Below are 13,829 nucleotides of genomic sequence, written 5' to 3'. Positions count from 1 at the left end.
GCTTTGCACGAGCTTCGCATTTTTGTTGCAACAAAAATGCGACCCGTCAAGTCCATGCAACAAAAACTTAGCTTGATGAACCGGCGCCCCTCTCCTGATTAGCGCGCTTCAGCCGCCGATATCCGTCGCGGATATCATTCTCCATCGCTGCCCTGAGGCTCGGCGCGTCGCGCTCTTCGAGAGCCTCCATGGCGATCTCGTGGTTGCGAACTCCATATTTCTCCTCGGCAAACTCTGGGTAGAGATTGTGCAAGGAGGGGCCGATCCTCAGCCAGAGACTTTCGATCATCGAGACGAGATGGGGAAGCCCCGAAAGACGATAAATCGCAAAGTGGAATTCCTTGTTGTGCCAGAGCGCCTCGGCATAACGTCTTTGGTCGAGGGCGGAGTTGATAAGCCTCTGTAAGGTCTTTAGTTCCTCCACGTCGGCAGGCGTGCCGTGCTGGGCGGCCTGCTCCGAAGCGAGCCCCTCGAGCGCCAGGCGCGTCAGCGTTATTTCTCGAAGCGCGGGCGCGTCGAGAACCGGAACGACGACCGTCTTCGGCCCGGCGTAAACAAGCGCCCCCTCGCTCGACAGGCGATTGATCGCATCGCGCGCGGGCGTTGTGCTGACGTCGAGATCCTGGGCGACGGCGCGAACCGTCAACTTGTGGCCAGGCCTATAGACCCCACGGATGATGCGCTCCTTCATTTGCCGATAGGCCGCATCTCCCAACCTTTCCATTGCGCGCTCGACCTGCGGCGCTTCGTTTGGAATTTCCGGCATTTCACTCCCGCGATCAGTTGACAGTATTGAGTTTTGATGCAACAAAAATGAAGTGTGAAGGTTTTGCAAAGCTTTTGTCGCATCAGCGGTATTAGCAGCTTTCCCTTGCGCCGTCACGCGGACCGCAAACTAGGGTCCCGTGTGAACCAAAGCCTCAGCAATAGCACCTCGTCCTGACTCCTCCTCAGAGTCGGAAGACGGATCTTCATTGCGGTCGGAATCGGCCGTGCCCAGGGGAGAGACGCCGAAAAGCGTCCAGCAGCTGAAAGGAAAGGCGGATTTGATCGGTCAATCTCTGTCCCTTGCGGGACTTCAAAAACGATACGGCGAGGCCAATGCGGTTCGCGAGCTATCGCTCGACATCGCTGCCGGGGAGTTTGTCTCTCTGTTGGGGCCGTCCGGCTCCGGCAAGACGACAGCCTTGACGATGATCGCCGGTTTCGAGGCGCCAAACGCCGGGCGGATAACCATCGGGGGGCGCGATGTCACCTACCTTGCGCCCAATCACCGCAATATTGGGATGGTATTCCAGAGGTATGCGCTTTTCCCGCATCTGACCATCCGGCAGAACATCGCGTTCCCGCTGAGGATGCGCGGTCGGATGCAAAAGGCCGCAATCGCGCGGCGCGTCGACGAGATGCTGGAGCTCGTGCAACTCTCCGGCTACGCAGATCGCTACCCCAACCAGGTTTCGGGTGGTCAGCAGCAACGCGTCGCCGTGGCGCGCGCTTTGGCGTTCGAGCCCCCCGTCCTCCTGATGGATGAACCGCTCGGCGCGCTCGACAAAAAATTGCGTGAGGCGATGCAATTTGAGATCAAGCGCCTGCAGGAGCGGCTTGGCGCGACCGTCGTCTATGTAACCCACGACCAGGACGAGGCGCTGACGATGTCGGATCGCGTCGCCATCATGGCCGATGGCCGCCTGGCGCAGTTCGGCACGCCGGCGGAGCTCTACCGGCAACCGAAAACCGAGTTCGTCGCGGACTTCATCGGCCGGATGAATTTTATCGATGGCGATTGCCTTGAAAGCTCAGCTGAACATGCGGTCGTGCGTTTATCCGAGGGGATCGTGCTCAACGTTCGCTCAGTCGCGAACGGCCGCGAGCGCAGGTGCACAGCCGGCGAACCTTTGCGCATGGCAATCCGTCCGGAACGGATGCGGCTTGTGAAGCGAGGCCATGGGGGCGCCGATGCGCTGCCAGGTGTCGTCGACGCCGCTGTATTCATCGGCTCCACCTACATCTATCTCGTCCGCCGTGCCGATCGCCTGGAGGCGAGCCTGCAGGTGCAGATCGCCGCCGACGGGTTCGTGCCATTCCAGAAGAACGACGAGGTGGACATCCTCCTCAATGAGGAGGCCTTGCACATCTTTCCTGTGACGGAGAGGCGCGCTGCATGACGAACTCCTCGCCACGCTCGTCCGCTCGGTCAACGTTGTCGTCGGCACGTTTTTATTCGCCGTCCGCATCATTGGGATTGGCCGCACCGCTCCTCGCTGCCCTGGTGGCAGGCTTTCTCTACCCGGTTGTGCGGCTCGTCGCATTGAGCTTCTCCGGAGGAACATTTGACCACTACCGGCGCATTTTCTCCGAACCGCTTCATCTCGGCGTTCTTTTAAGCACGATCGAGGTCGCTCTCGTGGTGACGATCGCGAGCCTCGTCGTCGGCTTTCCGGTTGCCTACCTCATGGCGCGGCTCAGCAAGGGCTTGGCCGTGGTTGTCGCAGCCTGCGTCTTCATTCCGTTATGGACTTCCGTCCTCATCCGCTCCTACGCATGGGTCGTCCTTCTCCAACGCAAGGGCATCGTCAACCAACTGCTCCTCGAAATAGGCGTCACCGACGGGCCGCTAAAGCTGATCTACACGCAGGGTGCAGTCATCCTCGCCATGACGCACGTGCTGATGCCATTCATGATCCTGCCGATCTATTCGGCACTGCGCGCCCTTCCCCCCGATTACATCCGCGCCGCCCGCAATTTGGGAGCCGGGCCTGTGCGGGCTTTCGTTGCCGTGACACTACCGCTTAGTCTCCCTGGCGTCTTCGCCGGCAGCGTGATGTGCTTCGTGCTCGCGCTCGGCTTCTACATCACACCGGCGCTGGTGGGCGGTCCTGGCTCAATGCTGATGGCGACGCTCATCGGCCAGCAGACGACAGTTCTACTCGATTGGCCGTTTGCGGCAGCGCTTTCGACCGTGCTTCTCGCCGTCACTCTCCTTTTTGTCCTGCTGTTCCGCAGGACGCTATCGCTCAGCAAGGGATTGAACAGTGTCCATTGATCAAGCACAGGTGCACGGCCGCCTTCCCGCAGCCCTTGATTTTTTCGCCTCTCCGACGATCCGCGCCTGCACAAGAGGGGCGGTCATTCTGGCCATTGGTGCGGGGATCGGATGCGTTCTCTTCTTTCTGCTGCTTCCGACGCTGATCGTCGTACCGATGTCGCTCAGTGAAACCGACTATATTGAGTTCCCGCCGCGGGGCCTGACGCTCAAATGGTATAGCGCCTACTTCAATGATCCGGACTGGATGGCTGCAACATGGTTCAGTCTCAAAATCGCCCTGGCGACAACCGCGACAGCAACGGTCGTAGGCACTATGGCGGCTCTTTCGATCGTACGAGGATGTCTTCCGTTCAGATCCGCATTGCAGGCGCTCGCGCTCGGACCGATGATCGTGCCACACATCATCCTCGGTGTGGCGCTCTATCTCGCCTTTGCGCCGTTGCAGCTCACCGGCAGCTTTTTCGGCTTCCTTGTCGCACACACCGTTCTTGCAGTTCCCTACGTGATCATCACCGTAACGGCGTCTCTGCAGCGTTTCGATCCGACGCTGGAACTGGCAGCGTTGAACTGCGGAGCTAACAGGCTGCAGGCGTTCTTTCTGGTCGTGCTGCCGAACATAGTGCCCGGTGTCGCAGCCGCGGCAGTGTTTGCCTTTCTCGCCTCATTCGATGAAGCAACCGTTGCGTTCTTCATATCGGACATCGGAGGCAAATCGATCGGACGCAAGATGTTCGAGGATATCGACTTCAACCTGACGCCTGTCATCGCCGCGGTCTCGACCGTGCTTGTCGCCACCTCCCTCCTGCTCATGGGCGCGGTTCATCTCCTCAATGCCCGTAAGCCCAACGCGTGAAAACGGCGATGTCCGTTTCCCACCAACTGATCTGCTAAAGGGAACCTCTCATGACCTCTCTGCTTTCGCGTTTCGCAAAAATCCTTAAGCCGACCATTGCCAGTCTACTCTCCTTGATAGTCTTGACACTCCCGACGCTCGCCGCCGAGCAGGTCATCATCGCTTCGACCGGCGGTGCCTATGACCGGGCCCTGAAGGAGGCATGGTTCGATCCGTTCACCAAGGCGACGGGCATAGAAGTCGTAACCGTCGTCGCGACCAACGCTGAAATGCGAGCAAAGGCTGCCGCAATGGTGAAAACCGGAAATGTCAATTGGGACCTCTATCTCGATGGCGAGATTCAAGCCGCGTCAAAGGCGCATCGAGAAGTCACGGAGGACCTGACCGAGTACTGCCGCCAGTTTGCCGGTCGAAAGGACCTTAGCGCCAATGCCTGCTTGGCTGGCGGAGCGCTCTTGCAGTCGACGGCAACGCTGTTGGCCTACAGGACCGGGAAGTCCGGCGATCCCGCTCCAGAGACCTGGGCCGACATGTGGGACACAGATAAATTCCCGGGAGAACGCGCCTTCCCGAATTTCGACGACCCCTGGCGCGTCATGGCCGCGGCGCTTCTCGCCGACGGCGTCACGCGAGATGAACTGTTCCCGCTCGACATCGATCGTGCGTTGGCCAAGCTCGATAAGATCAGGCCTTCGATCTCACTGTGGTGGAAAACCGGCGATCAAAGCATGCAGGGGTTTCGCAATGGTGAGTATTCGCTTGGGCAGATCTGGTTGACGCGCGCAAAGGCGATGCAGACCGAAGGACTGCCGATCGCCTGGTCCTACAAGGCCTCTTTCCTCGTCGGCGACCGGATAGCACTCCTCAAAGGGGCGCCGCACCGCGACAATGCGCTCAAGCTGATCGCATTCTGGCTGAATTCTCCGGCGGCCCAGGCCAAGGCGTGCGAGGTTCTTTCCTGCACGCCCCCAAGTCGTGACGCCATTGCGTTGATGTCCGAGGAAGCGCGCGTTACAATGCCGCAAGGCGACGACGTTCGGGATTACGTGATCGTGCCTGATGCGGAATGGATCAACGCCAATACTGCAATGCTGCTGCAACGTTGGAATGAGTGGATTCGCTGACAGCGCGAGGCACATCCATGACCACCGGCGCCGGCGCAGCGATCATCTACCGCAGCGCCTCGCCTAGGCATTATCCGGACTACCAGTTTAATGGAATCTACCGCTCGAAACCACGTGCACGACTGATCACGCGTTCGCGGCGATCGGAGACGATCTTCTGGCTGCTGTTGATCCGCACAATCTGCTGCAGCACCCTGAGCCTGTCCTGCAGCGCCTCGAAAGCCGGCCGCTGGGCCGGCGGCACTCTGTTGAGGAGATCCTTTTCCCCCCGAAGAATGGCATTGCGCCCGAAGCGCTCGTCGAGCGCGCTGCTGACGGCAGCAAACTCCCGGCGGATATCCGAATCGAGTGAACCGGCCACCGAGTCGAGCTTTCGGCTCTCCTTCTTCATCTCGGACGCTAGTCGCTGCAGGGTTTCCTCGGCTGATTTCGAGAGACCGGGAATAGCAACAGCCATGCGCCGACGCTCTTCCTTAACAGCCTGGCGCTCGGCATCGAAGGCGCTGACGTAAGCCGCGTTGAGCGAACGCAGATGGACGGCCGCTTCCGACACTGCCTGCAGTGCCTCCTTCCTTTCCCTACCGGAGGCAAGCATCCGGTCCATGAGACGATCCGAGCCGCGGAGCGCGCCATAAGCGGCCGGGTCGTCGGCTACGGCTGCGGCGATCCGCTCGCCGGCGAAGCCCTTGACGATTAGCTCCTCAATCTTGTCGACGGCACCGGCCGGATCGCGCCAGATACGCTTGGCGGTCTGTGCGAGCGCCGCGCGATGATGGCAATAGTGCGCGAGGGTGAGCGCTCGCGCTCGCGCCTCGTCGTCCACCGGCGTCTTGAACTCCGTCACAGCGGCAAGCGTTGGCAGCACGGCCATCGTCTCCTTCCCCAACTCGACACTCGCGCCGGCGACGATCTTCGACCGGTCCTTCCTCTCGGCACGATGCTGCTCCTCGGCGAAGCGCCGGACAGCCTCGAAGAGCCGCGTCAGTTTCCCAAGTCTTTCATCCTTGAGATCTACCGGCATGCGTTCGGCCACATTGCGCTCAGTGATCGCGCCGGCCTTGGCGGCGAAGGCGCTCCAGCCGAAGCGGGCGGTCAATGCGTCGCTGACGGCCTTGATCTCCTGCACGATCGAGCGGTCCTCTACGGCGAACGCAAAGGCGGTCTTGTAGGCTTCGTCTCCGCCCTGCTTGCGCACCGCTTCGATCTCCACGAGACGCGCCATGGCGCGCTTCGAGAGCGCCGGGATGGACAGGGACATATAGGCGCGGCGCGTGTGCTCGCGCTCGCGGAACCGCTCGACATTTCTCCGAAACTCGGTCGCGTGGGCGCGAGCCAAGGGCAGGAATTCCTTCAAAGCCGCCGTCGCGACGCTGCGCTCGTCGCGTGCCGCCCGGCCATTGACCATGAGGTCGGACCCTCGCAGGCGGCCAAGGCGGTTTGGTGCTTCGGCGAGATCTTCGGCGAGCTTGCGGGGTTCGATGGCGGGATCCGAGGCGAGCGCATTCAGGTGGACAAGCGCGGCGTCCGGATCGCGATAGATCTTTTCGAGCAGCGGCCGAAGAATTTGTTCCCGCTCCTTCCACTGGGGCGAGGAAAGCTGCGCCAGGCGTGCATCCTCATCGACGCTCCGGGCGAAGTCGGTGGTGGGCGGGATCAGATAGTGCCCGCCAATCGGGATTCCGGCCGAGACGGATTCGGTCCGTTCCTCGCTGTACGAAACGCGCCGTTCCCGCTCGATCGCGAAGCCGAGCGCTACGCTCGCCCGCTCCCACAGCTTCGCCACTTGCTCCCTCTTTTCGGCAATCCATGCCAGCCGCCGCGAAACGCCCTCCTCCATTCGGGCCGCGGCCAATGAGAGACTGTCGAGCCCGCGCCGCCGTGCGAAGTCGCTGGCATGCGCCTGATAGCCGTCCTCGCTTTCAAAATCGAGCGTCGTGGTCTTGGCGCTGGACCGGGACAGCCGCTCGACAAGCTGTTTGAACACATTCGGCCGATGGCTTTCCCGCTCGATCCGCTTCTGGCGAGCCTCAGCGGTTTCGACTTGGCTTGCGGTCCACACATTGCGGTCGACTTCCCGTTTTTCGAAGCGCTTCTCGCCCGTTTCCTCATCAATGACTGGCACCGTCACCCTGACCTTCTCGACACCATCGTTGCGCAACGTGACTGTATCGCGCTCCGAGACGCCGGCCTCATCGAGCGCCTTCGGCAGGCTCACACCCCAGAGACGATGCACGGCTCCGTCGTCGGTTCGGATGTCGGCATAGGGGCTTGCCTCCGTATCCTCATCATCGGGCCGGAATCTCGCTTGCCCGGCCTCCACGAGCTCGCCGGTCACGCCGGCGGCATGATCGACGCGCGGCTTGCCTCCCCATTCCGGCTTCGCATCGAAGTCTTCTTTCGCTGCATAGAGATCGGCGTGGTCGCGATGCCGCGTCATCGACACATAGGTCAGATGCTGATCCATCATGCCGGTGGCGAGCACTAAGGTCCGGTCGACGGTCGCACCTTGAGACTTGTGGATCGTCGCGGCATAGCCATGGTCGACATTGCAATAGGTGTCCTCGCTGATCACGACCTCGCGGCCATTGTCGAGACGGACCGACAGCAATGCATCGGCGCGTTTTTCGTCGGTGGAAACCACCGTGCCGAGCATGCCGTTTTTGACGTATTGCGGTCCGAGACGCCGCGCACGTGGCTCCACGAAGCGGGCATTCTCGAGGAAGATGATGCGGTCGCCGACGGCGAACTCGCGCGCGCCGCGAGCTGTCTGGAAAGTACGGCCGTCGCACAGGGCGCCCTCGTCCGTCATCACTTGGCGCAACGCGTCGTTCAACCGTTTGACGTCGCTATTGGTGTGGGCGAGCACGAGCAATTCATCGCCGCGAAGGCGAGGCGCATTTTCGTCGTCAGTTGATTTCTGAAGAAGTTCACGGCGCGCATCCGCCCAGTCGGAAACAATCCGGCCGATGATCTCGTGACGCGTCTCCGTCTCGACAATACGGCCATGCCGGGCATAGGCGTCGAGGGCCTTCTCGACCTCGCCGCGGGCGAAGAGCCGCGAAGCGTCGCGCGCCCACACATCGCGCTGCCGCCGCACGCCGGCAAGTTCCGCAAAGCCGACCCTTTCGGTGATCGCCCGGAAAGCCGCACCCGCCTGGATCGGCTGCAACTGCATCGCGTCGCCCACCAACACGGCTTTCCCGCCTGCGTCTACTATGGCCTTCAGGACACGCGCCATCTGCCGCGACGATACCATTCCGGCCTCGTCGATCACCAGTACGTCGCCGCGCTCCAGCAAATCACGGCCTGACGCCCAGGCGAGTTCCCAAGATGCGAGCGTGCGCGACTTGATGCCCGAACTGTCCTCCAGACCTTCCGCAGCCTTGCCTGCGAGTGCCGCACCGAAGACCCGGCGGTTCTCGATTTCCCAGGCGACGCGCGCGGCGGCGAGCAGCGTCGACTTGCCGGCGCCGGCAAGACCGACCACGACGGCAATCGCATTGACGCCGGTGACATGACGAATGGCATCTACCTGTTCCGCATCGAACTTGAAGGGCTTTTCCGGATCGGCCGTTTCGACGTTTCGGATTGCAGTCTCAACTGGTCTCGCGGAGACGCCAAAGCCCTCTCGCCCCGACAGGACCTGCGCCGACTGCGCCATATCGTATTCGATACGCAGGATCTCCCGCGTGGTGAACACTGCCGGCTCCGACGCCTTGCCGGTCTGCGCGTCAATCTCCTGTGGCCTGAGCGTCACCAGTTCGTCGGACGCCATCAGGCGCGCGCGGATATTAGCGAAATCTGTCGGATCGTCGACATAGCGATGCAGCGCCTTGGCGATATCCTTCTCGTCGAAGGTCGAGCGTTCGTTGCCGAGCTGTTTCAGGAGAAGCTCGGGATCGGTGAGAAGGCGGTCAGCCATCTCCTGTCGCCGCGCCAAGTCCGCCGGCGCAAAATACATTTCGAGGCCCTTGCTAGCGAGCGCCGCCTTCTCGGGCCCGAGATGCTTTTGCGCGATCCCGTCGAGACCTTGCTCGGCGTAGCAGCGGCCGTCGAGGCGGATCTCATGGCCGGCAAGCGCCAGGTGCCGGTTGGCCGTTTCCGCCCAAGCGATCTTCCACGCCTTCATGGTTACCTTGTCGCCCGCCCAGAGCTTGTAGACGATCTTGCCGTTCGGCCGGTCGGGCGTGACGACGCGCAGCGGTTTTCCGTCCTCGCCCATGACAGGAACCTTCTTCGGCCCGAACCCCTCCTCGGTCAGGGGACGCAGCGTGGTCATCAGATGGACGTGCGGATTGCCGTCCTTGTCGTGATAGACCCAATCGGCGACCATTCCTTTCGACGTGAAATTGTCGCGGACAAATTCGCGAAACAGAGCGATGTTCTCCGCGCGCGTCAGTTCCTCGGGCAAGGCAATGATCAGTTCCCGCGCAAGCTGCGCGTCCGCGCGCTTTTCAAAGGCATCGACTGCATTCCAGAGCGCCTCGCTTGCCTTGGCGACGGGTTGCCCGTCGATCGCCGTCTTCAGCCAGGCGGGGATCTGGTCGGGCAGCGCCAGTTCCTCATGCACCAGTTCCCGCCGTCCGCCGCGATAGCTGAAGGACGTCCCAGCCTGCTCGTCCATCATCCGGGCGCGGTGACGATAGGCGGCGGCCGAGACGATGCTGCGTCCCGCTCCCCTGCTGATCACCTGCGCTCTGACGAACATGATCGCCATGACCGTCTCCAGATCTTCCGAGCCCGTCGCGTCAGCGACGTATATTGCGCCCTCAAACCGATCGGCCTGCCAAGGCCGATGCCGCTTATCCGGAAGACGGTCGGCAATCATTCCGGCTGAGACATTTTCGGGTTGATGCAAACCAAGCTATTTTACTAATTCATTCTAGTTAGTATAGTCTGTGCCGTTCAGATTGTTTAATTAGGAAAGGACGACGGAATGGGTGCAAAATCATCGCTTTCGGATTTGGATGCCCAGATCGAGAAGCTCCGAGAACGCAGACGACTTTTGATAGTTAAATCCGCGGAACGTTTCGCCCGCGCCGCCACGAAGTCCGGTCTGGCGGAAATGGAGATCCCCGACGAAGAGGTCGATCGGATCCTTGAAGAGATCGCCGCGCGATTTCGCAAAGAGGAGAAAAAGGGGACTGCTGGCGCAACTGCTTCGCCGCGTCGACAGCCAAGTGGCGTGTCTGGAACGCCGGCGGAGGTTTCTCATGACGGCTGACCGCAAGCGCGAGGCTCGCGAGAAATTCCTGCTCGGCGGCATTGTCGTCAAGGCGGGACTGTCAAAGGCGGACCGGGCGTTTCTGCTCGGCGGGCTCATCGAACTGGCAAGCGTCGCGCCGGGCACTGCCGAGCATCGGCGGTTGCGCGATATCGGCGAGGAAGCATTCAAGGCTCCCTCGTTGGACGGCGGATCACCTCGCATTTCGGAGACTGCGGAATGGCAATAGGAACAAGACCGCATCCGAGCCTGTTGCTCATTCTCTTGCCCGTCGCCGTCACCGCCTTTGCGGTCTATGTCGTCGGCTGGCGCTGGCCGGGGCTCGCCGCCGGCATGTCGGGGAAGACGGCATATTGGTTCCTTCGGGCATCGCCCGTGCCGGCGCTTTTGTTCGGGCCGCTCGCCGGCCTTTTGGCCGTTTGGGCCTTGCCATTGCACCGGCGAAGACCGGTGGCGATGGCGAGCCTCGCCTGCTTTCTGACGGTCGCCGGCTTCTACGCGCTGCGTGAATTCGGCCGCCTGTCCCCGTCCGTGGAAAGCGGCGCATTATCATGGGACCGGGCGCTCTCCTATCTCGACATGGTCGCCGTCATCGGCGCGGTCGCTGGTTTCATGGCAGTAGCGGTCTCCGCCCGCATCTCCATCGTCGTGCCCGAACCGATGAAGCGTGCCAAGCGCGGCATCTTCGGGGACGCCGACTGGCTGCCGATGTCGGCGGCGGCAAGGGTGTTCCCGGATGATGGCGAGATCGTCGTCGGCGAGCGATACCGCGTCGACAAGGATATCGTCCACGAGCTGCCCTTCGATCCGAACGATAGCAGCACATGGGGACGGGGCGGCAAAGCCCCTTTACTCACCTACAAGCAGGACTTCGATTCCACCCATATGCTGTTCTTTGCCGGGTCGGGGGGATACAAGACGACCAGCAACGTCGTGCCGACGGCGCTGCGCTACAGCGGGCCGCTGATCTGCCTCGATCCCTCGACCGAGGTCACGCCAATGGTGGTCGAGCACCGAACCCGCGTCCTTGGCCGCGAGGTGATGGTGCTCGATCCGACAAATCCGATCATGGGCTTCAATGTGCTCGACGGGATCGAGAACTCGCGGCAAAAGGAGGAGGATATTGTCGGGGTCGCGCACATGCTGCTGTCGGACAGCGTGCGCTTCGAAAGCTCGACCGGATCCTATTTCCAGAACCAGGCGCACAATCTCCTGACGGGCTTGCTCGCGCATGTGATGCTGTCGCCCGAATATGCCGGACGGCGAAACTTGCGCAGTCTCCGGCAGATCGTTTCCGAGCCGGAACCCTCGGTGCTCGCGATGCTCCGCGACATTCAGGAGCATTCCGCGTCCGTCTTCATCCGCGAAACGCTTGGCGTTTTCACCAACATGACCGAGCAGACGTTCAGTGGCGTCTATTCGACCGCCTCGAAGGATACGCAGTGGCTGTCACTCGACAGTTACGCCGCCCTTGTTTGCGGCCGCGCCTTCGAGTCGAGCGATATCGTATCGGCCAAAAAGGACGTGTTCCTGAACATCCCGGCGTCAATCCTGCGCTCTTATCCGGGCATCGGCCGCGTCATCATCGGGTCGCTGATCAATGCCATGATACGGGCAGACGGCGCATTCGAGCGCCGCGCTCTCTTCATGCTGGATGAGGTCGACCTTCTCGGCTACATGCGCGGGCTCGAGGAGGCGCGCGACCGCGGCCGCAAGTACGGCATCACGATGATGCTGATGTACCAGTCGGTCGGGCAGCTGGAGCGACATTTCGGGAAAGACGGCGCGACATCGTGGATCGACGGCTGCGCTTTTGCCTCCTATGCCGCGATCAAGGCGCTCGACACGGCGCGCAACGTCTCGGCGCAGTGCGGCGAAATGACGGTGGAGGTGAAGGGAAGCTCCCGCAACATCGGCTGGAACACAAAGAACAGCGCCTCGCGCAAATCGGAAAGCGTCAACTTCCAGCGCCGGCCGCTGATCATGCCGCACGAGATCACCCAATCCATGCGCAAGGATGAACAGATCGTCATCGTGCAGGGCAATAGTCCGATACGCTGTGGGCGGGCGATCTACTTCCGGCGGAAGGAGATGGATCAGGCTGCCAAGGCCAACCGCTTCGTCAAGTGAAGTGCGTCAGGCTTGTTCTGCAAGATCGGTCATCTCAACCTTCTCGAACATGGTAATTCGGAGGGTCATGAAGATGCCTCAAAAGGGCGGCTCTGCATCCCCTGTGCCATCCAGCTCGGCCATTGCGGCGATCAGTTCGGCCCGAGCAAGTTCCAGCTCCGTCTCGATCTGGCGGCGCTCGGCTGGATCGGCGTTGCGCAGCTCGGCGCGCAATTCCTCGACATGGATTTCGAGTGCAATCGTCATCGTCTTCATCCTCCTTGATGAATGTGAAAGATGACGCAGGGGGGTCCGTGAGGATCGGGCCGGGTCAAGGATCGCGGAGCGACCGCCAGCGGCGGCGAGTGGTGGAGCCGATTTTCTGGCGACGTCCTATCAGGGCGGCGACTGAAAATTGGGGGACCGCCCGTCCTTGAGGCGGCGCGAGCCCTCATGGCAGACTTGGGTATCTGAGCAGACAGGCTTTCGTCTCGTGTGGCACGGGCAACAGGCGCGGCAGCGGGCTCAATGCCCGCTGCCGCGCCCTGCACAACGTATGCCGGCCCCGTTGTCGGGGGCCGGCATAGTGGCTCAGGCCGGGTTGTTCCAGAGGATGACCTTCTTGCTCGGATCGCCGCCAGGGGCCGGAGCAAGGTTGCCGAAGATCACGCCGATCTCCGGCGCCTCCAGCTTGACCGAGAGGTATTCCTCGCCGGTCTGGCGGGCGATGCGGTTCCAGGCGGCGCCTATCTCGAAGCCCGTCTTGCGATGGATGACCCGGTAGTCGGGGGCTTCTTCGCTCGACTTGCTTGCGTTCGGGACGATGGCGATCGGGGCGTTGACCCGGATGGTGGCGAAGATGCCTTCGAGGATGCCGTCGGTCTTCTGCGTCAGGGTTGCGATCGTGGTGGCCATGGTTCTGTCTCCTTCGGTTGCTCGGGACCATTCCCGATGGCGCACGAAGAGACGGCCGACCTGCTGCGGTCAGCTCGGCCGAAATTTTTGCAAAATCTATTTTCCGCCGAGAGAAAAAGAACCGAAATCGAATTTTGCAAAAATTTCGGCCGAGTCTTACCCCTTTAGGGGTTGGCCGCAAAAGCAGGCGGTCGTCTATACGAGCGACATAAAACGGGAATGGTTCGGGGCAACTGAAGGACGCGACAAACCATCATAGCCGCCCGGCCCGGCGCTGCGGGGTATCGGCCGCGCATCCCTTGAACGTTTTGCCTCCAAGCCAGTCAATTGCGTACCCTCGCCCGCTCCCAACGACAGCAGGCGGGTGAGCACGTCCCCTGTCGATATCATCCCTTTGTTAATTCGAGAGGTCGACACGGCGACGGCATGCCGCCTGCAGACCGTGCGGCAAAACCGCGTGAAGCTGATCGCGTGGGCATCAGATGAGTGATCTTCCCCCACTTCCGGCCCGGCCATCTGAGCGGTCGGTGTTCGCCAGGCACATCGCCACTGGCAAGC

Annotated in this window: 11 protein-coding genes; 7 read left to right on the top strand and 4 right to left on the bottom strand. The window is 61.6% G+C overall.

Going from position 1 to position 13,829, the window contains the following annotated elements; translation table 11 throughout:
• Window positions 1-67: 67 nt before the first annotated feature.
• Window positions 68-766 (bottom strand): GntR family transcriptional regulator, encoded by a 699-nt coding sequence (locus CO676_RS16930; RefSeq protein WP_097521927.1) that lies wholly within the window; start codon window positions 764-766, stop codon window positions 68-70.
• 280 nt (window positions 767-1,046) lie between these two features.
• Between CO676_RS16930 and CO676_RS16925 the strand changes: the two genes are divergently transcribed.
• Genes CO676_RS16925 through CO676_RS16910 form a run of 4 tightly spaced genes read left to right on the top strand, consistent with a single transcriptional unit; the run spans window position 1,047 to window position 5,023 of the window.
• The gene (locus CO676_RS16925) at window positions 1,047-2,165 is read left to right on the top strand and encodes an ABC transporter ATP-binding protein (protein ID WP_097522051.1); all 1,119 of its coding nucleotides are present in this window, start codon (window positions 1,047-1,049) and stop codon (window positions 2,163-2,165) included.
• Window positions 2,162-3,043 carry an ABC transporter permease gene (locus CO676_RS16920; protein WP_097521926.1) on the top strand — a complete coding sequence of 294 codons (882 nt, stop codon included), beginning with the start codon at window positions 2,162-2,164 and terminating at the stop codon, window positions 3,041-3,043. The genes CO676_RS16925 and CO676_RS16920 overlap by 4 nt, the downstream gene beginning before the upstream one ends.
• Window positions 3,033-3,899 (top strand): ABC transporter permease, encoded by an 867-nt coding sequence (locus CO676_RS16915; protein ID WP_097521925.1) that lies wholly within the window; start codon window positions 3,033-3,035, stop codon window positions 3,897-3,899. Before CO676_RS16920 ends, CO676_RS16915 begins: the two co-directional genes overlap by 11 nt.
• Window positions 3,900-3,949: 50 nt before the next feature.
• Complete coding sequence (locus CO676_RS16910) at window positions 3,950-5,023, top strand: ABC transporter substrate-binding protein (protein WP_097521924.1); 1,074 nt, start codon at window positions 3,950-3,952, stop codon at window positions 5,021-5,023.
• 97 nt (window positions 5,024-5,120) lie between these two features.
• On the opposite strand, the gene traA is transcribed toward CO676_RS16910, so the two are convergent.
• Window positions 5,121-9,740 (bottom strand): Ti-type conjugative transfer relaxase TraA, encoded by a 4,620-nt coding sequence (gene traA, locus CO676_RS16905; protein WP_097522050.1) that lies wholly within the window; start codon window positions 9,738-9,740, stop codon window positions 5,121-5,123.
• Between the two features lie 219 nt (window positions 9,741-9,959).
• Here traA and CO676_RS16900 point away from each other — a divergent pair, with 219 nt between their 5' ends.
• From CO676_RS16900 to traG, 3 genes are read left to right on the top strand one after another with little or no spacing between them, the layout of a single operon-like run.
• Window positions 9,960-10,247 (top strand): TraC family protein, encoded by a 288-nt coding sequence (locus CO676_RS16900; protein ID WP_097521923.1) that lies wholly within the window; start codon window positions 9,960-9,962, stop codon window positions 10,245-10,247.
• On the top strand, window positions 10,237-10,476 hold the full coding sequence (locus CO676_RS16895; RefSeq protein ID WP_097521922.1) for a conjugal transfer protein TraD: 240 nt from the start codon (window positions 10,237-10,239) through the stop codon (window positions 10,474-10,476). The genes CO676_RS16900 and CO676_RS16895 overlap by 11 nt, the downstream gene beginning before the upstream one ends.
• Window positions 10,467-12,377, top strand: coding sequence for a Ti-type conjugative transfer system protein TraG (gene traG, locus CO676_RS16890; protein WP_097521921.1), 1,911 nt, complete (start codon window positions 10,467-10,469; stop codon window positions 12,375-12,377). Before CO676_RS16895 ends, traG begins: the two co-directional genes overlap by 10 nt.
• A 78-nt stretch (window positions 12,378-12,455) precedes the next feature.
• Here the strand turns inward: traG and CO676_RS35250 are convergent, their stop codons facing one another.
• Complete coding sequence (locus CO676_RS35250) at window positions 12,456-12,623, bottom strand: hypothetical protein (RefSeq protein WP_179875510.1); 168 nt, start codon at window positions 12,621-12,623, stop codon at window positions 12,456-12,458.
• A gap of 324 nt (window positions 12,624-12,947) precedes the next feature.
• The gene (locus CO676_RS16885) at window positions 12,948-13,271 is read right to left on the bottom strand and encodes a DUF736 family protein (RefSeq protein ID WP_097521920.1); all 324 of its coding nucleotides are present in this window, start codon (window positions 13,269-13,271) and stop codon (window positions 12,948-12,950) included.
• Window positions 13,272-13,829: the final 558 nt, after the last annotated feature.

The sequence above is a fragment of the Sinorhizobium sp. BJ1 genome, from assembly GCF_002531555.1.
GTDB lineage: Bacteria > Pseudomonadota > Alphaproteobacteria > Rhizobiales > Rhizobiaceae > Sinorhizobium > Sinorhizobium fredii_B.
Note: the sequence above shows the minus strand (reverse complement) of the source record. Positions and strands in the feature narration are given on the sequence as shown.